The 17,950-nt window shown below is 70.1% G+C and carries 17 protein-coding genes; 10 read left to right on the top strand and 7 right to left on the bottom strand.

The window, feature by feature from the left end:
• The 4 genes from VED21_RS12415 to VED21_RS12400 all read left to right on the top strand — a co-directional run.
• A partial coding sequence (locus tag VED21_RS12415; protein WP_324882674.1) for an AI-2E family transporter occupies nt 1-328 on the top strand: 328 nt, incomplete at its 5' end.
• A gap of 19 nt (nt 329-347) precedes the next feature.
• On the top strand, nt 348-1,334 hold the full coding sequence (locus VED21_RS12410; RefSeq protein ID WP_324882673.1) for an SPFH domain-containing protein: 987 nt from the start codon (nt 348-350) through the stop codon (nt 1,332-1,334).
• A gap of 208 nt (nt 1,335-1,542) precedes the next feature.
• Complete coding sequence (locus tag VED21_RS12405) at nt 1,543-1,977, top strand: NfeD family protein (protein ID WP_324882672.1); 435 nt, start codon at nt 1,543-1,545, stop codon at nt 1,975-1,977.
• Nucleotides 1,978-2,487: 510 nt separating this feature from the next.
• Complete coding sequence (locus tag VED21_RS12400) at nt 2,488-2,715, top strand: hypothetical protein (RefSeq protein ID WP_324882671.1); 228 nt, start codon at nt 2,488-2,490, stop codon at nt 2,713-2,715.
• Nucleotides 2,716-2,736: 21 nt separating this feature from the next.
• Here VED21_RS12400 and VED21_RS12395 read toward each other — a convergent pair whose 3' ends face one another.
• Nucleotides 2,737-3,153 carry an HRDC domain-containing protein gene (locus VED21_RS12395; protein ID WP_324882670.1) on the bottom strand — a complete coding sequence of 139 codons (417 nt, stop codon included), beginning with the start codon at nt 3,151-3,153 and terminating at the stop codon, nt 2,737-2,739.
• A 179-nt stretch (nt 3,154-3,332) separates the two neighbouring features.
• Here VED21_RS12395 and VED21_RS12390 point away from each other — a divergent pair, with 179 nt between their 5' ends.
• Nucleotides 3,333-4,295: a hypothetical protein gene (locus VED21_RS12390; protein ID WP_324882669.1), complete on the top strand. Its 963-nt coding sequence runs from the start codon at nt 3,333-3,335 to the stop codon at nt 4,293-4,295.
• 245 nt (nt 4,296-4,540) lie between these two features.
• The gene (locus tag VED21_RS12385) at nt 4,541-5,131 is read left to right on the top strand and encodes a hypothetical protein (RefSeq protein ID WP_324882668.1); all 591 of its coding nucleotides are present in this window, start codon (nt 4,541-4,543) and stop codon (nt 5,129-5,131) included.
• A 67-nt stretch (nt 5,132-5,198) separates the two neighbouring features.
• On the opposite strand, the gene VED21_RS12380 is transcribed toward VED21_RS12385, so the two are convergent.
• Both VED21_RS12380 and VED21_RS12375 read right to left on the bottom strand, forming a co-directional pair.
• Nucleotides 5,199-5,651, bottom strand: coding sequence for a ferritin family protein (locus VED21_RS12380; protein ID WP_324882667.1), 453 nt, complete (start codon nt 5,649-5,651; stop codon nt 5,199-5,201).
• Between the two features lie 121 nt (nt 5,652-5,772).
• Nucleotides 5,773-6,870, bottom strand: coding sequence for a hypothetical protein (locus VED21_RS12375; RefSeq protein WP_324882666.1), 1,098 nt, complete (start codon nt 6,868-6,870; stop codon nt 5,773-5,775).
• A gap of 229 nt (nt 6,871-7,099) precedes the next feature.
• On the opposite strand from VED21_RS12375, the gene hrpB reads away from it, so the two are divergent.
• Both hrpB and VED21_RS12365 read left to right on the top strand, forming a co-directional pair.
• Nucleotides 7,100-9,637: an ATP-dependent helicase HrpB gene (hrpB, locus tag VED21_RS12370; protein ID WP_414638194.1), complete on the top strand. Its 2,538-nt coding sequence runs from the start codon at nt 7,100-7,102 to the stop codon at nt 9,635-9,637.
• 146 nt (nt 9,638-9,783) lie between these two features.
• Nucleotides 9,784-11,871, top strand: coding sequence for a methyl-accepting chemotaxis protein (locus VED21_RS12365; RefSeq protein ID WP_324882665.1), 2,088 nt, complete (start codon nt 9,784-9,786; stop codon nt 11,869-11,871).
• Nucleotides 11,872-11,975: 104 nt separating this feature from the next.
• Here the strand turns inward: VED21_RS12365 and VED21_RS12360 are convergent, their stop codons facing one another.
• Both VED21_RS12360 and VED21_RS12355 read right to left on the bottom strand, forming a co-directional pair.
• On the bottom strand, nt 11,976-12,812 hold the full coding sequence (locus tag VED21_RS12360) for a substrate-binding domain-containing protein (protein ID WP_324882664.1): 837 nt from the start codon (nt 12,810-12,812) through the stop codon (nt 11,976-11,978).
• A 42-nt stretch (nt 12,813-12,854) separates the two neighbouring features.
• On the bottom strand, nt 12,855-13,559 hold the full coding sequence (locus tag VED21_RS12355) for an ABC transporter permease (RefSeq protein WP_324882663.1): 705 nt from the start codon (nt 13,557-13,559) through the stop codon (nt 12,855-12,857).
• Nucleotides 13,560-13,652: 93 nt separating this feature from the next.
• On the opposite strand from VED21_RS12355, the gene fdhD reads away from it, so the two are divergent.
• On the top strand, nt 13,653-14,534 hold the full coding sequence (gene fdhD / locus VED21_RS12350; protein WP_324882662.1) for a formate dehydrogenase accessory sulfurtransferase FdhD: 882 nt from the start codon (nt 13,653-13,655) through the stop codon (nt 14,532-14,534).
• On the top strand, nt 14,527-15,153 hold the full coding sequence (mobA, locus tag VED21_RS12345; RefSeq protein ID WP_324882661.1) for a molybdenum cofactor guanylyltransferase MobA: 627 nt from the start codon (nt 14,527-14,529) through the stop codon (nt 15,151-15,153). Before fdhD ends, mobA begins: the two co-directional genes overlap by 8 nt.
• Before the next feature lie 134 nt (nt 15,154-15,287).
• Here the strand turns inward: mobA and VED21_RS12340 are convergent, their stop codons facing one another.
• A complete protein-coding gene (locus VED21_RS12340) occupies nt 15,288-16,067 on the bottom strand; it encodes a DUF4239 domain-containing protein (RefSeq protein WP_324882660.1) in 780 nt (259 codons plus the stop codon).
• Between the two features lie 73 nt (nt 16,068-16,140).
• Nucleotides 16,141-17,950, bottom strand: a 1,810-nt coding sequence (locus VED21_RS12335) for a putative bifunctional diguanylate cyclase/phosphodiesterase (protein WP_324882659.1), incomplete at its 5' end; no start/stop codon positions are given.

The raw sequence follows: 17,950 nt of genomic DNA, 5'->3' as shown, positions 1-17,950 counted from the left end.
CAACTACATCCCGTTCATCGGCCCGGCGGTGATGACGGCGGTGCTGTTCCTGGTCTCTGCGCTGACGTTCGAAGGGCTGTTCGCCATCCTGCTGCCGCCCGTCGCCTTCGTCGCGCTGACCACGCTGGAGGGCAATTTCCTGACACCGATGATCGTGGGGAGGCGGCTGTCGCTGAACCCCATCGCGGTGTTCGTCTCCATCCTGTTCTGGGGCTGGATGTGGGGCATTCCGGGCGCCCTGCTGGCCGTGCCGATCCTCGCCATTCTTAAAATCCTGTGCGATGCTCATGAACCGCTGAAGCCCTTGGGGGCTGTGCTGGGTCAATGAGGCACAGGGGAACGGGAGAATGACGGAACTCGGCGGTTTCACGCTGTTCGTGCTGGCGCTGGTGGCGTTCGCGCTGGTCCTGGTGCTGATGGGCGTCAAGACGGTGCCGCAGGGCCAGGAATGGACGGTGGAGCGGTTCGGCCGCTACACGCGCACGCTGTCGCCGGGGCTGCACCTGCTGATCCCCGTCATCGACCAGATCGGCCGGCGGCAGAGCATGATGGAAACCGTGCTCGACGTGCCGTCGCAGGAGGTCATCACCAAGGACAACGCCATGGTCACGGCCGACGGCGTGGTGTTCTTCCAGGTCATCGACGCCGCCCGCGCGTCGTACGAGGTGAACGACCTGCAGCGCGCCATCCTGAACCTGACCATGACCAACATCCGCTCCGTCATGGGATCGATGGACCTGGACGAGCTGCTGTCCCAGCGCGACAAGATCAACGCCCAGCTCCTGACCGTGGTGGACGAGGCGACCATGCCGTGGGGCGTCAAGGCGACGCGGATCGAGATCCGCGACATCCAGCCGCCGCGCGACCTGGTCGACAGCATGGGCCGGCAGATGAAGGCCGAGCGCGACCGCCGCGCCGCCATCCTGGAGGCCGAGGGCCAGCGCCAGGCCGCCATCCTGCGCGCCGAGGGCGAGAAGCAGGCCGCCATCCTGCAAGCCGAGGGGCGGCGCGAGGCCGCCTTCCGCGACGCCGAAGCGCGCGAGCGCGAGGCGGAGGCCGAGGCGACCGCTACCCGCGTGGTGTCGGAGGCGATCGCCGCCGGCAACGTGCAGGCCATCAACTACTTCGTCGCCCAGCGCTATGTCGAGGCGCTGACGGCGATGGCGTCGGCGCCGAACCAGAAGGTGCTGTTCCTGCCGCTGGAGGCGGCGAACGTCATCGGCGCCATCGGCGGCATCGCCGAGATCGCCCGCGACGCCTTCCCCAACCGCCCCACCCCACCGGCCGCCCCCACCGCCCCCGCCGTGCCGAAGGGACCGTGGAGCCAGGGGTGATCGCGCGTTCAGCCTGTTTTTAGAGACACGGATGAACACGGATACGGCACGGATGAACACGGATGGCTTCCCACCGTCGTGTTCCGCCAGGAGCCCGCGCGAACAGAAGGGTTTCTATTCTCTATCCGTGTTCATCCGGTCATAATCCGTGTTCATCCGTGTCTCGATTGAACTTCGGGCACGGATGGATCGGCAAGGATCCCAGACGATGATCGAGTTCTGGCACTGGTGGGTGTTGGCCGTGGTGCTTGCCGTCATCGAGACGGTGGTGCCGACGGGGGCGGCGCTCCTATGGCTAGGCGGCGCTGCGGGTGCCGTGGGGCTGGCGCTGGCGGCCTACCCGGCGATGTCCTGGCAACTTCAGTTCCTGCTCTTCGCGGCACTGGCCATCGGCGCCGTGATCGGCGCGCGCGCCGCCGCCCGCCGCCCCGCCACGGGCGACGACGGCCGGCCGGGGCTCAACCGTCGGGCCGAGCAGTACGTCGGCACCGTGCACACCCTGGTCACGCCCATCGTCAACGGCCGCGGCCGCGCCACCGTCGGCGATACCCAATGGACGGTCGAGGGACCCGACCTGCCGGCCGGCGCCAGCGTGCGCGTGGTCGGTGCCGACGGGGCCGCCCTGAAGGTTGAGAAGGCCTAGGCCGGGAAGGCCCAGGTCGAGAAGGCCCAGGCGCCAGTCGCCGCGCCGCCGGGGCGCGCCGGACAGGTCCTGCTCCATCTCCGCGGCACAGGCCCGCAGCCGCTGCGCCAGCTGCCGCAGCTGCGGGTCGCCCACGATGCCCGCCATCTCCGCCGCCTGGGCGCCGATGCCGGCGAGCTGGCGGGCGATGGCGTGGTAGTCGGGAATGTCCAGGCGGCTCTGATCGGCGACCATCGGGCGGATACCCTCACGCAACGGCAACGTCTCTGCCCGGCCATGCTCGCAGATGCGGCGTGCCGGGTGAATTGCGCTTACGGCGGGTGGGACGCGGTCTTTGGTGCGATGCGGAATCCTCGTCGAAGGGCCTAATCCGCACCGGCCGGACGGGCTTGCCATAGGCCCGTTCCTGACGGATTTGTTACAATTGCGAAGCAATTGCACGTGATCCTGCAACACGCCCGCAACACGGGCCGCTTACCTTCCCGGCATTCGTGGGAGGAGCCGCAGCGGATGCCGGAGCTGAACCGGGGGATCCTGGAAGACGCCATACACATGGTGCACAGTTCGGAGCGCCTGCAGGCCGACGCCAAGGCGCGGCTGATCGGCAAGCTGCGCGTGCTGCAGGCCGGCGTGTGCGAAAGCCACGGCCACGACCGCGGCGGCTGCGCCACCTGCCCGGTGGGCTGCGCCTGCCGCATCCTGGTGCAGCGCCTGTTCGCCGGCGACCCGCCGCACTGAAGGGCGGGCCGTTCCCGGCTGTCAATCGATCAGCTCGTCCAGCGTGCTGCGCACGGCCTGCACGATCTCGCCGCCGCGCGGGCCCAGGTCGAAGCCGCGGGTGCCGACGATGATCGACAGCTCGTGCTCGGTCGTCGGGGCGAAGCGGGCGATGTCCGGCACCAGTTCGTCCGGCAGCACGCTCTCGCGCGGCACGCCGTCGCGCGCCGCCACCCGGTCGCGCCAGAGGTTCAGCGCGGCGGCGATGGCGGTTTCGATCTGCAGCGCCTCCTCCTTGCGGCGGAGATCCTGGTAGAGCACCAGGATGCGCCACGCGCCGTCGGCGTAGGCGGTGTCGATGCGCTGCACCTCCACGGTGCGCAGGAAGGCGGACAACGCCGCCTGCGCCTCCTCGCGGGTGGCGTCGGGGATCTGGAAGGTGCGGATCTCGGTCGTCATGGCCGCCTCGGCTCTGGCACGTGCACAGCTTAGCGCGGCGAGGTTACCAAGAGATTTCGCGCCCGGCATGCGGCCAGCGAATGGAGCGGTGAAGGGGTACCCCATCAGGCGGCGCAGCGGCGGGTGGTGCTGCGGCGTTATCGGCGGCAGGTTCCTTCCCGCCGCCTGAAGGGGTTCGCATGCCCGCCTCATGCCCGAACCACGAGCCGGCCCCCGCGCCGCGCCGCCGCCGGCTCCTCGTCGCCACGCTCGTGGCCCTGCTGTTCGCCTCGCCGGTGCTGGCCGGGTTCGGCGCCACCTGGGTGGGCTACCGGCTGTACGACGAGCCCTTCGTCTTCTTCAACCAGCACCGCATCGCCGCCATGGCCGACCGCGCGTGGCGCAATCCCGGCAGTGCGGTGGTGGTGGCGCTGGGCGGCTCGCGCCTGCGGCACGCCACGCTGGACGAGGGCGGCATGGCCGAACTGGCGGCGGGGCACGGGCTGCCGAAGCTGGGCTTCCTGCGCATCGTCCACGATTCCGCCGACATCGGCGCGTTCGAGCCGCTGCTGGACCGGCTGGTGGCGCTGAAGCCGGCGCTGGTGCTGCTCGACCTCGACCTGCTGTTCCGCGAACGGCGGGCGCTGGCTTCCTATCAGGCCTATCTCGACGTGCTGTACGGCGCGGTGGCGGAGGGGCGGCCCTACCTGCCCGACCAGGTCGCCATGCAGTACGCCCGCCCCTGCGCGCGGCGCGACGATCCGGGCTGGGCCGCGCGGGCGAACCTCGACGCCTTCCTGGAGCAGGCCGCGGCCACCGCCGACTTCCGCGCCGACAGCCCGGCCTTCGCGCGGGTGCGGGCCGCCGTCGACCGGCTGCGCGCCGCCGGCGCGCGCGTGGCGCTGCTGCCGATCGCCGGCCCGCGCGCGGTGGAGGAGCGCGTGTACGGCGCCGGCAACGCCTACCTGCCGGGCGCCCTGGCGCGGGTGCGGGCGGAGACCGACCTGGAGGTCTGGCGCGCCCCGGCGACCGGGTCCGACGACGATTTCTGCGACTTCGCCCACATGACGCCGGAGGCGGCGGCCGGCTATGCCGACTGGCTGGCCGGGCGCATCGCCGCCGCCGTGAGCGGGCCCATGGTGGAGTCCGTGTCACTGAAGTAGGGCGGGCGCCGCCCTACGCGCCATAGACAAAGCACGACGGTAAGGTATTCAAAAGATCGCCCGGAAAGCATTCAAATGCCATTTAAATAAGCAGATGCGGAAAATGCGGGCGGCTGCGCAAAAGGACGCTCCGCATTTAGTTGGGCCGGTCGTGTCGTTCGACGGATTCTATTGTGACGGCGCCGAACTTTCGGCATATTTCAAGGATCCCGGCGTGCTGACTTGACCAACCACGGATTATTCGCATGACCACAATCGACCAAACGGCTTTTGCGCAGCTCGAGGCGGAAGAGCGCCTGATCAATCCCGTCCTGAAGGAAAAGACGCACAAGCCGGGCCGCTTCGGTTTCCGTGGCACCCTGGCCGTCAAGCTGGCGATCAGCCAGGCCGGCGAGAAGCGCCCGCCCGATCTGGCCGTCGATCAGGTGCAGGCCGTCGCCCATGCCGGCGAGCCGCACATCGCCTTCTTCGCCGCCTTCCTGCTGTCGTTCGAGGAGATCGTGCCGCTGTCCGAGCTGCTGGCCGGCAAGGTCGGCCCGGAGGGCGTCTACATCCTGTTCGTCGACAACTATCCCAAGAAGGCGAAGGTCAAGATCGGCAACGCCACCTGGCACATCCTGCCGATCGACGAGGCGATGGTGCACGCCGAGCTGCTGGACCTGCTGAAGGTCGACAAGAACGATCTGAAGAAGCTGGACACCGCCGGCAAGCTCGACTTCTTCGCCGACACGGCCTTCAAGTCGTTCGACGGCAGCAAGTGGGAAGAGATCACCGTCGAGCAGGGCCTGGAGCGGATGGGCCCGGTGCGCGACAAGAACGCGGGCCGCCCGGTCTGACGCAAGGGGTCGGGGGACCGGCAACGCAGGCGTCGCCGGTCCCCCGAAACCTCTGTCACCCGGCGGCTTACGCGGCGGCCGGGTACTTCCTGGCCAGGGCCTCCAGGGCGGCGACGTGCTCCGCCTCCTCGGCGGCGAACTCCTCGGCCGCCATGCGCACCTCGGGATCCGTGGTGTCGCGGGCGATGTCGGCGTAGAAGGCCTGGCTGCGGCGCTCGCCCTCCAGGGCCAGCGACAGCGCGTATTCCACCGTCATCAGGTAGTGCGACGCCTCCATCGAGGTGGCCTCGGGGCTTTCGCCATCCGGCCACTCGGGGGTGACGTCGGGGATGTCGCGGAAGCCGGAGCGCGCCCGCGCCTCGGCCAGGTGCTTGCGCGAGTACTCGGCCATCTTCGAGAAGAACGCCGCCACCTCCGTGTTGCCGTAGCTCTTCATCGCCTCGGCCAGGTCGGCGAAGCGGGTCGCCGCCTCGTGTTCGAGTTTGACGGCGTGGGCAAGAAACTCGCCGATGTCGTTCATAGCGCTGGAACTCCGATGGGTGAGTGAACATCGGCCGGGATGCCCTACGATAGCGCGTCGCGGCCCCCGCGCCCACCCCTCTTGCTGCGCTGCGGCGACGTCAGAAGCTCGCCCCCCTAACTTAAAAGCTTGTTGGCGCCTCGCGCTTGCGGCTCAGCACCACGTCGAGGCGCTGGAACATGTTGTTCTCCTCCTCGAACGACAGGCGGTTGCCGCGCGCCGGCTTGACGTCGGTGTAGAAGATGTTCGCCGTGCTGTTCAGCGCCGAAATGCAGCGCGCCAGGATCCAGTAGGTGCGCCGCGACGACTTGAGGAAGGACACGAGGTTCTTCGGCTTGCCCGCCAGGAATTCGACGTGGCAGGACTCGTAGCTCTTCATGATGGTGCGCGTCTCGTCGGCCGTGGAGGACAGCTTCTTGACGATGCGGTCCTTGTACATGCCCAGCTGTTCGAGGAAGGCGCGGTTGATGGCGGCGTCGAAGGGCACGGAATCCTTGGACGCGAACCAGCGCAGCACGTCGGCCACCTTGGGCGCCAGCATCTGCAGCTGCACCTGGTAGAAGGTGATGCCCTTCCAGGCGCTGAACACCAGCGGCGCGTCGTCGTGCGAGATGCCGAAGGCGGTGATGAAGTCGCGCGCCTCGGGCAGCGAGGGGTCCCACAGGGATTCGACCAGCCGCTCCTTGTCCTTCACCGTGCGGTTGCCGGCGGCGAAGGCCTTCTCGATGATCTCGGTGATCTTGATGGAGATGGCCTGCCGGATGCGCCGCACCTCCTGCGGGTCGAGCTGGAGGTATTCGGGGTCGAAGCCGATGCGGTTGGCGTCCAGGCAGTCCTTCACCAGGAAGGGGTCGAGCGACGGCACGGTGTCGAGCAGGTCGAGGATGCGCACGTCGCGCCTCAGGTCCTCGCGCTCCACCTCCGACGCGAGGCCCAGGTATTCCTGGAGCAGCGCCTCGCAGTTCTTCTGCCGCAGGTAGATGGCGGAGCCGCCGGCGCGCGGGTGGTCGCTGTCGTAGGGGACGTAGATGCCGGTCTCGATGGGGCGGAAGTCCTCCTCCTCCACCTCGCCGCCGGCCCAGCCGCGCGGCGCGCTGGTCGGCATCTGTTCGGGGAAGTTCGGGTATTTGAAGAGGATGGCGCTGTTCAGGCCCTGTGCTGCAAACAAACGCTTTTCGACCGGCGCCTTGCGCGACAAATCGATCAGGTTCATCGCCACGCTGGACCCGCCGAACAGAATGGAATCCAAAATTGGCGAGAAATTTTTGCTCTTCACGACACGCATAGCGGGAACCTGGACCAGCCAAATGGCGACAGCGGCGGGCATGGTAGCAGAGCAATCCTTGCTGTCATCCCGAAACTTAGTTTCCTCCATCAACCATTTCGTACGCGTATGCCGCGCGCTTCCCCATTGATTTCGCCGCCGTTTCGCGCCAGCAAAGGCGGCCATGAGCATGCCGTCCCTGCCGATCGATCCCGTCCTTCCCGAACTGCTGTCCGCGCTGGCCGCGCGCGGGCTGGCCGTGCTGCAGGCCCCGCCGGGGGCCGGCAAGACCACGCGCGTGCCGCTGGCGCTGCTGGACCAGCCCTGGCTGGCGGGGCGCAAGATCATCGTGCTGGAGCCGCGCCGCCTCGCCGCCCGCGCCGCCGCGCGGCGGATGGCGGCGATGCTGGGCGAGAGCGTGGGGCAGACGGTCGGCTACCGCGTACGCCTGGACACCAAGGTGGGGCCGAAGACGCGCATCGAGGTGGTGACCGACGGCCTGTTCCTGCGCCAGCTGCAGGACGACCCCGCCATCGAGGAGGTGGGTGCGGTCCTGTTCGACGAGTTCCACGAGCGCGGCATCGACAGCGATCTGGCCTTGGCGCTGTGCCTGGAGGCGCGCGGCGCGCTGCGCGACGATCTGCGGCTGTGCGTCATGTCGGCGACGCTGGACGGGGCGCCGGTGGCGGCGCTGCTGGGCGGTGCGCCCATGGTGACCAGCGAGGGCCGCGCCTTCCCCGTGGAAACCCGCCACCTGGACGCCCCGCCGCCGGGCACCCGCATCGAGGACGCGGTGGCCGCCACCGTGCGGCGCGCGCTGGCGGAGGAGAGCGGCAACGTGCTGGTCTTCCTGCCCGGCGCGGGGGAGATCCGCCGCGTCCAGGCGCTGTTGGAAGGGGCGAACCTGGGGCCGGACGTCCACCTCGCCCCGCTGTACGGCGACCTGCCGGCGGACGCGCAGGACCGCGCCATCGGCCCGACGCCGCCGGGGCTGCGCAAGGTGGTGATCGCCACCCCCATCGCCGAGACCAGCCTGACCATCGAGGGCATCCGCGTGGTGGTCGACAGCGGGCTGATGCGCGTGCCGCGCTTCGACCCGCGCAGCGGCATGACGCGGCTGGTGACGGCGAAGGTGTCGCAAGCCTCGGCCGAGCAGCGCCGGGGCCGCGCCGGCCGCCTGGAGCCGGGCGTGTGCTACCGCCTGTGGCCGGAGCCGGCGCACCGGGCGCTGCCGCCCTTCACCGCGCCGGAGATCCTGGACGCCGACCTCGCCCCGCTGGCGTTGGAGCTGGCCATGTGGGGCGTCGCCGACGCCAACGCCCTGGCGTGGCTCGACCCGCCGCCCGCATCCGCCATGGCGCAGGCGCGCGAGTTGCTGCGCGAGCTGGGGGCGCTGGACGCGGGCGGTGCGGTGACCGCGCACGGCCGCCGCATGGCCGGCTTCGGCGTGCACCCGCGCCTGTCGCACATGATGCTGGCGGGCAAGGAGCGGGGCCTGGGCGGGCTGGCCTGCCAGGTGGCCGCCCTGCTGGGCGAGCGCGACATCGTCAAGGCGCAGCCGGGCTTCCGCGACAGCGACCTGCGCCTGCGCGTGGAGCTGCTGCGCGGCCTGGATGATAAGGGACGGCTGCGCGCGGGCCGCGGCCTGCATGTGGAGCGCGGCGGGGCGCAGCAGGCGCTGAAGCAGTCCCGCCAGTGGATGCGGCAGCTGCGCGTCAACGCCGACGAGGGTGACGTGGGATCGACCGGGCTGCTGGTGGCGCTGGCTTACCCCGACCGCATCGGCCAGCGGCGTTCGGGTGGTGGCGGGGCCGGCGGGCAGGCGGCGCAGTACCGCCTGTCCAACGGCCGCGGCGCCTTCTTCGCCCAGCCGGAGCCGCTGTCGGCGGAGGACTGGCTGGCGGTGGCCGACCTGGACGGTGCGGCGCGCGAGGCGCGCATCTTCCTGGCCGCCCCGGTGACGCGGGCGGAGCTGGAGGACGCCTTCGCCGGACAGATCCGCGACGAGACCGTCGTCGCCTGGGACGGGCGGGAACAGACGGTGCTGGCGCGCCGCCGCCGCATGCTGTTCGCGCTGGCGCTGGAGGACAAGCGCCTGCCCGACCCGCCGGCCGAGGCGGTGGCGGCGGCCATGTTGCAGGGCGTCCGCGAAATGGGTCTCGCCTGCCTGCCGTGGACCGACGAGCTGCGCAAGTGGCAGGCGCGCGTCGGGTTCCTGCGCCGCCGGGAGGGAGAGGAGTGGCCGGACGTGTCCGACGCCGCGCTGATGGAGACGCTGGAGGAGTGGCTGGCGCCGTTCCTGTCCGGCGTGTCGCGCCGCGCGCACCTGGACCGGATCGACCTCGGCAGCGCGGTGCGCGGGCTGCTGCCCTGGGCCATGCAGAAGCGCCTGGAGGCGGAGGCGCCGACGCACGTGGAGGTGCCCAGCGGATCGCGCGTCCCCATTGATTACGACGGGGAGGAGCCGGTGCTGGCCGTGCGGCTGCAGGAGATGTTCGGGCTGGCCGAGACGCCGCGCATCGCCGGCGGCCGGGTGCCGCTGCTGCTGCACCTGCTGTCCCCCGCGCGGCGGCCGGTGCAGGTCACCCGCGACCTCGCCAGCTTCTGGACCAACGCCTACAAGGCGGTGAAGGCCGACCTGAAGGGCCAGTACCCCAAGCACTACTGGCCCGACGACCCCATGCAGGCCGAGCCCACCGCGCGCGCAAAACCACGCCGGTAGATACGCCGATAGACCAGCCATCAGGCGGAGCACCAGTCCTCATCCCCTAAAATTTAGTTGACATCATACCTGTCTAGTCTCTTAACCGATTAGAAAGGGTCTGCCCCTACTATCACGGGAATAAACATAATGGGGGAGTGCGTCAGATGTCGTTCGGCAGGTTATCGCTGGTCACCAAGCTGCTCGTCGTGATCGGCCTGGTGACGACCATCGGGCTGGGGGCCGGCGTGATGGTCATCACCGCCAAGAGCGGGTCCGACACCGACACGCTGTCGTTCCGCGAGGGCGAACAGCTCGGCTACCGCTACGCCGCCATGGTGCAGCGCGAGTTGAACGACGCGATGGACACCAGCCGCTTCATCGCCACGTCCCTGGCCAGCTTCCTGAAGACCGGCAGCACCGACCGCGACAAGCTGAACGCCTGGCTGAAGGCCATCACCGAGGCGAACCCCGGCCTGTTGGGCGTCTGGGTCGGCATGGAGCCGAACGCGCTGGACGGCAAGGACGCGGCCTTCGTCAACACCACCGGTAGCGACGCCACCGGCCGCTTCCTGCCCTACTGGAACCGCGCGACGGGCACCGTGGCGGTGGAGCCCCTGGTCGCCTACGACGATCCCGGCCCCGACGGCGCCTATTACCAGACCGCCAAGCGCACGCAGAAGGAGGTGGTGGTCGAGCCCTACCTCTACACCGCGGGCGGCAAGCAGATCCTGATGATGTCGCTGGTGGTGCCCATCATGCGCGACGGCCGCTTCGTCGGCGCGGCGGGTGTCGACATCTCCACCGACGGCATCTGGAACCTGCTGAAGACGGCCAAGCCCTTCGAGACGGGATCGGTCTTCCTGATCTCCAACGGCGGCCTGTGGGCCGCCTACAGCAACACCGCGCACCTGGGCAAGCCGATCGAGGAGACCAACCCGCGCCTGACCGCCGTCAAGCCGGCCATCCGCGCCGGCCAGCCGTACGAGCACTTCTCCGTCTCCGCCAGCCTGCAGACGGAGGTGAAGCAGCTGTTCCTGCCGGTCACCGTCGGTGCGTCGGGCACGCCGTGGTCGATCCTGGTCAACCTGCCGCTGAACCGGGTCGAGATCCCGAAGGTGGAGCTGCGCAACTTCATCCTGGCCGGTGGCGCCGGGCTGCTGGCCGTGCTGCTGGCAGCGCTGTGGCTGGTCAGCCGCGAGGTGGTGGGCAAGCCGCTGAAGCGCGCCATCGCGACGATCCAGGCGCTGACCTCCGGCAACCACGCGGTGGAGGTGAGCGACCGCGGCCGCAGCGACGAGGTCGGCGCCATCGCCGCCGCCCTCCAGCTCTTCAAGGAGAACGCGCTGCGCATGGCCGAGATGGAGGAGCAGCGCCGCCAGGAGGAGCGCCGCGCCGCCGAGCAGCGCCGGCAGGAGCTGAACCGGCTGGCCGACGGGTTCGAGAGCACCGTCGGCGGCGTGGTGCGCGGCGTGGCGGCGCAGTCCGAGCACATGCGCGCCAACGCCCAGGGCCTGTCCGCCATCGCCGAGGAGGCCGACCGGCAGGCCGTGGCGGTCGCCGCCGCCGCCGACCAGGCTTCGGCCAACGTGCAGACCGTCGCCGCCGCGGCGGAGGAGCTGGCGCACTCCATCGCCGAGATCAACGAGCGCATCGCGCTGTCGTCCCGCATGGCGTCGGAGGCGGTGGGCGAGGTCGACAAGACCAACAGCACCATGGAGGGCCTCGCCACCGCCGCGCAGAAGATCGGCGACGTGGTCAGCCTGATCCAGTCCATCGCCAGCCAGACCAACCTGCTGGCGCTGAACGCCACCATCGAGGCCGCCCGCGCGGGCGAAGCCGGCAAGGGCTTCGCCGTCGTGGCCAGCGAGGTCAAGCAGCTCGCCAACCAGACGGCCAAGGCGACCGAGGACATCACCCAGCAGATCACCGCCATCCAGGCCGCCACCACCGGTGCCGTGGAGGCGATCCGCAACATCGGCCGCACCATCGCCCAGGTCAGCGACATCGCCGGCGCCATCGCCGCCGCGGTGGAGGAGCAGTCCGCCGCCACGCAGGAGATCGGCCGCAACGTCCAGCAGGCCGCCCAGGGCACGCAGGAGGTGTCGGACAACATCACCGGCGTCAGCCGCGCCGCCGAGGAAGCCGGCGCCGCCGCCACCCAGGTCCTGGACGCCGCCGGCGGCCTGTCCCGCGAATCCGGCCGCCTGCACCAGCAGGTCGACGCCTTCATCGCCCGCGTCCGGGCGGGGTGAGCCGCCGCGGATGTTGGGTTTTCGCTGGCGCTCAACCCAACCTACGGTGACGCCGTAGGTTGGGTTGAGGCCGAAGCCGAAAACCCAACGTCATGCACGTCCCGTCACGCCCCCGGTTCGTTGGCGTTGGGGAAGAACAGGCGGTCGCCGTTGATCTTGAAGTCGGCGATGGCCTTCTGCCCGTCGGACGAGACCAGCCAGTCGATGAAGGCTTGGCCCTCCGCCGCCTTGACGTGCGGGAACTTCTGCGGGTTGGCCAGGATCACGCCGTACTGGTTGAACAGCCGCTGGTCGCCCTCCACCACCACGTCCAGCCCGGCGCGGTTCTTGAAGCTCAGCCACGTGCCGCGGTCGGCCACCGTGTAGGCGTCCATGGCGGCGGCCGCGTTCAACGTCGCCCCCATGCCCTGGCCCAGCGCCTTGTACCAGCCGCCGGGTGCGGCCGCCGGGTCGATGCCTGCGGCCTTCCACAGCGTCTGCTCGGCCTTGTGGGTGCCGCTGTCGTCGCCGCGCGACACGAACGGCGCCTTGGCCCCGGCGACGCGGGCCAGCGCCTTGGACACGTCCTTCAGGCCCTTGATGCCGGCCGGGTCGGCCTTCGGCCCGACCACCACGAAGTCGTTGTACATCACCGGCAGGCGCTTCACGCCGAAGCCCTCGGCGACGAACTTCTCCTCCGACGGCTTGTGGTGCACCAGCAGCACGTCGGCGTCGCCGCGCCTGGCCATGTCGATGGCCTGTCCGGTGCCCTTCGACACCACCCGCACCTCGACGCCGGTCTTCGCCGTGAACAGCGGCAGCAGGTACTTGAACAGTCCCGAATCCTCGGTCGAGGTGGTCGAGGCCACGGTGATGAAGCGATCGGCCGCGGACGCGGTGTGCGGCAGTGCCGCCAGCGCGGCGGCCGCCACGGCGGCGGCGATGAAGGTGCGGCGAAGCATGGGCGTCTCTCTCCCTTCCTCTCTTGGTCAGACGAATCGTGGTCAGACGAACGACCCGCGGGCGGAGTCGCGGATGATGCTGACGGCGGCGTTCACCGCCAGCGACAGGACGATCAGGATCAGGCCGAGGCCGAGCGCCAGCGGCAGGTCGCCCTTGCTGGTCTCCAGCGCGATGGCGGTGGTCATCACGCGGGTGACGTGGTCGATGTTGCCTCCGACGATCATCACCGCCCCCACCTCGGCCGAGGCGCGGCCGAAGCCGGCCAGCACCGTGGTGGCCAGGCTGACGCGCGCCTCCATCAGCAGCGTGGCGATGGTGTGGAACGGTCCGGTGCCCAGCACGCGCAGCAGGTCGTCGTACTCGACCAGCAGGTCCTCCACCGTCTGCCGCGTCAGTGCGGCGACGATGGGCGTGATCAGCACCGCCTGCGCGGCGATCATGGCGGTGGGCGTGAACAGCAGTCCCAGCGCGCCGAACGGGCCGGAACGCGACAGCAGCAGGTACAGCACCAGCCCCACCACCACCGGCGGCAGCCCCATCATGGCGTTCAGCGCCACCACCACCACGCGCCGGCCGGGGAATCGGAACGCCGCCAGCGCCGCGCCCAGCGGCAGCCCGACCAGCGCCGCCGCCAGCACCGCCGACAGGCTGACGCGCAGCGACAGCCCCACGATCTCCACCAGATCCGGGTCCAGCGTCCCGATCAGGCGCAATGCGGTGGCGAAGGCGGCGGCGAATTCGTGCATGATGGCTCCTGCACGCTTATGCCGTTTTCCTGCATCCTTTACAAGGCGCCTTCCCCCCTTGCGGTACCAAAGGCGCGGCCCCACACTGTTCCTATGGACTCCGAAGAATTCGCCATACGGCCGAATCCGGCCGACCCGCGGCTGACGCAGCGCGTGTCCGGCCTCGACCAGGAGGGCAAGCCGGTCGAGACCGCCGTCACGGTGGAACGGCCGCTGACCCTGTTCCTCAACGGGCAGGAGGTCGTCACCATGATGACCATCGCCGACTACCCGGAATACCTGGCGGTCGGCTACCTGCTGAACCAGAACATGCTGAAGCCGGACGACCGCATCACCGGCATCGACCACGACGAGGAGACCGAGATCGTCGTCGTCCGCACGGAGCGGCGCACCGACTACCAGGAAAAGCTGCGCAAGAAGACGCTCACCTCCGGCTGCGCCCAGGGCACCGCCTTCGGCGACGTGATGGAGGTGTTCGAGACGGTGACGCTCAGCGCCACGGCGCGCCTGCGCACGTCCTGGATCTACGCGCTGTCCAAGGCGATCAACCTGACGCCCAGCCTGTACCTGGAGGCCGGCGCCATCCACGGCGCCGTGCTGTGCCGGGGCGACCGCCCGCTGGTCTACATGGAGGACGTCGGCCGCCACAACGCGGTGGACAAGGTGCGCGGCTACATGCACCTGCACGGCGTCGATCCGGAGGACAAGATCTTCTACACCACCGGCCGGCTGACGTCGGAGATGGTGATCAAGACGGTGCAGATGCGCATCCCCATCCTGGTGTCGCGCTCCGGCTTCACCGCCTGGGGGGTGGAACTGGCGCGGCAGGCCAACCTGACGCTGGTCGGGCGCGCCAAGGGCAAGCGCTTCATCGCGCTGGCCGGCACCGACCGCCTCGTCTACGATGCCGACGCCTCCGCCGGCCCGGACGAGGGGCGCGAGCACCAGCGCAAGGGAAGCCGCGACGATGACTGACCCGATCGCCGATCCGATCGCGGGTGTGTTGCTGGCCGGCGGCCTGTCGCGCCGCATGGGCGGCGGCGACAAGAACCTGCGCCTGCTGGGCGGCCGTCCCATCCTGGACCGCATCGTCGACGTGGTGCGCCCGCAGATCGGTCCCCTGGTGCTGAACGCCAACGGCGACCCGGCGCGCTTCGCCGCCTACGGCCTGCCGGTGGCGCCGGACGTGGTGGAGGGCTACGCCGGCCCGCTGGCCGGCGTGCTGACCGGGATGGAGTGGGCCAGGGCGAACGCGCCGGATTGCCAGTGGCTGGCCAGCTTCGCCACCGACGCGCCGTTCCTCCCCTCCGACCTCGTCGCCCGGCTGATGCAGGCGGTGGTGGCGGAGGGCGCCGACCTCGCCTGCGCCCGGTCCGGCGGGCAGGACCACCCGGTGTTCGGCCTGTGGCCGCTGCGCCTTGCGGATGATCTGCGGCGCGCCATGGTGGAGGAGGGCGTGCGCAAGGTCGACGCCTGGACCGGCCGCTACAGGCTGGCGGTGGCGGACTTCCCCATTGCCCACGTCGACCCCTTCTTCAACACCAACCGCCCCGAGGATCTGGCGGAGGCGGAACGGCTGCTGTCCGGGGGGTGAGGGGGCGGGAACTGTTGCCCCCTCCCAAACCCTCCCCCGCCATGGGCGGTGGAGGGGACTGCCGCCGCTCTGCCCTCCACCTCGAAGAGGGGGAGGGTGCCCGCGTAAGCGGGCGGGAGGGGGCCCCGCGCCCTTCACACTCCCGGCGCCTGCACGGCGCGCAGCAGCGGGGCGGGGTCCACCTGGATCTCGCCGGTGAAGGGGCGGTCGTGCGAGTAGATCAGGAACACCATCGCCGACACCGCGGTGGCATAGAGCGTCAGCGCGATGCGCCGCGCCCCCGGCTTGTCGATGTGGCAGAAGCCGACGGTCAGCAGCGTCACCGTCGCCAGCACGATGACCACCAGCCACTTGATCGGCGTGATGCCGTGCCCGGCAAGGTCCAGCCGCCGCGCCCGCGCCTCCGCCGCGTGGTCCAGCGCGTCCATCATCCAGCGGTGCAGCGAGGTGTCGCGCTCGTCCGCGATGTCGGCCTCGGCGACGATGCCGACCATGCGCATCCGCTCGCCGCGCACCACCGGGCTCGACGATCCCGCCACCATGGCCGGCCATTCCTGGGTGATGATGGCGTCCACATAGGTCTGCGCCGCCGCCAGGAAGTCGTCGCGCACGGGCGGCGGCAGCTTGACGGACAGTTCCACCGCCTGCCGCAGGGCCCGCGCCTCGCTGCGCACGGCGTTGCGCGCCTCGTTGCCGTCGGTCCACACGCTGGACGCCAGGAAAGCCATCACCAGCGCCGTCAGCGTGGCGACGAGCTGGTGGGTGTTGTTGGTCAGCCCCGTCGCCGCCCGGCCGACGCGCGTCGGCTGCAGCAGCCCCAGCAGCAGGTCCACGCACGCCGCGAGCAGCAGGAAGCCCGCGAAGATCACGAGCGCCAGTTCCCACAGGGGCAGGGCGTAGAAGGCGTCGAGCATGGCGGGAACCGTGGGCGGCGGGGGTGCTTCACGCCTGCATAGCGTGGCGGCACCGTAACCGCAACCTGTGCGGTCAGTCGTCCGCCGCCGCCATGGCCGGGCGGGTGCGCAGGAAGCGGGTGGCGTCCTCGGCCGACATGGGCGGGCTGAACAGGTAACCCTGCGCGCCGTGGCAGCCGTGCCGGCGCAGGAAGTCCAGCTGCGGCTCCGTCTCCACCCCTTCGGCGATGACGGTCAGGCCCAGGCTGCTGCCCAGGCCGATGATCGCCTTGACGATGGCCGCGTCGTTCTGGTCGGTCGGCACGTCGTTCACGAAGGAGCGGTCGATCTTCAGCGTGTCCACCGGGAAGCGCTGGAGGTAGCTCAGGCTGGAGTATCCCGTGCCGAAATCGTCGATGGAGACCTTGACCCCCATCTCCTTCAGCGACTTCAGGATCAGGATCGCCATGTCGACGTTGCGGATCAGCGCGCCCTCGGTGACCTCCAGCTCCAGGCACCAGGGCGGCAGGCCGTGGCGCGACAGCGCGGCGCTGACTTGGCCCGGCAGGTCGGCGGAGCGGAACTGCAGGGCGGAGACGTTCACCGCGACGCGCTGCAGGGGCAGCCCCTCGGCCTGCCACAGCTTGGCCTGCCGGCACGCCTCGTCGAGGACCCACAGGCTGATGGCGGCGATCTGGCCGCTCTCCTCCGCCACCGGGATGAAGCGGCCCGGCGGCACCATGCCCAGGTCCGGGTGCGCCCAGCGGATCAGCGCCTCCAGCCCGGTCACCCGGCCGGAACCCAGCTCGATCTGCGGCTGGTAGTGCAGGCGGAACTCGCCGAGGTCGAGGGCGCGGCGGATGTTGGCCTCCAGGTTCAGGCGCTCGTTGAGCTGCGCGTCCATGGAGGTGGTGAAGAAGCGGAACGCGTGCCGGCCGGCGGCCTTCGCCTGGTACATGGCGGCGTCGGCGTTCTTGATCAGCCGCTCGCCGTCCTCGCCGTCGCCGGGGTACAGGCTGATGCCGATGGACGGCGAGATGGTGAAGTCGCGGTCCTTGATGCGCATCGGCTCGCACACGCAGTCGAGGATGCGCGCGGCGACGCGGGCCACCTCGGCGGCGTTGCCGGCGTCGGGCAGCACGATGATGAACTCGTCGCCGCCCAGCCGGCCGACCGTGTCCACCTCGCGCAGCGCCTGCTGGAGGCGCACCGCCACGTCCTTCAGCACCTCGTCGCCGATGGTGTGGCCGAGCGAGTCGTTGATCACCTTGAAGTGGTCGAGGTCGAGGAACAGCACCGCCACCGTGCCGTTCGACCGCTTCGCCGCGGTGATCGCGTGGCCGAGCCGGTCCTGCAGCAGCGTGCGGTTCGGCAGACCGGTCAGTGCGTCGTAGTGCGCCAGGTAGTGCACGCGCTGCTCGGCCGCCTTGCGCTCGGTCACGTCGTCCACGAAGGCGAGGACGAACATCAGCGTGTTGTCGCGGGACACCGGCTGGAAATGGACGTGGTAGTAGCCGGACTTGTTGCCCAGCGTGGAGATGTACTGCGTCTCGATCTCCACCGGCTCGCCGGTGGCGGCGCGGCGGATCGCCGGGGCGAGCGACTGGTCGCGCGCGTCGGTGATCATGTTGAAGCCGATCACCTGCTCGGGCGGCGCGCCCATGAAGCGCCCGATCATCGGGTTGCAGTCGAGCACCCGCCCCTCGGCGTCGAGGATCAGGATGCCGACCGGCGCCTGGGTGAAGAAGTGGTGCAGCTCCGCCTCGCGCCGGCGCAGCGACAGCGTCATGTCGGAGGCCAGCTGCATGGCGCGCGCCCGCGTCGTCGACAGCGACCACACCACGCCGAACAGCAGCAGCGAGATCAGCCCGCCGGCCGCCAGCACCATGACCGGCTTGTCGGTG

It is taken from the genome of Azospirillum sp. (assembly GCF_035627195.1).
Classification (GTDB): domain Bacteria; phylum Pseudomonadota; class Alphaproteobacteria; order Azospirillales; family Azospirillaceae; genus Azospirillum.
Note: the sequence above shows the minus strand (reverse complement) of the source record. Positions and strands in the feature narration are given on the sequence as shown.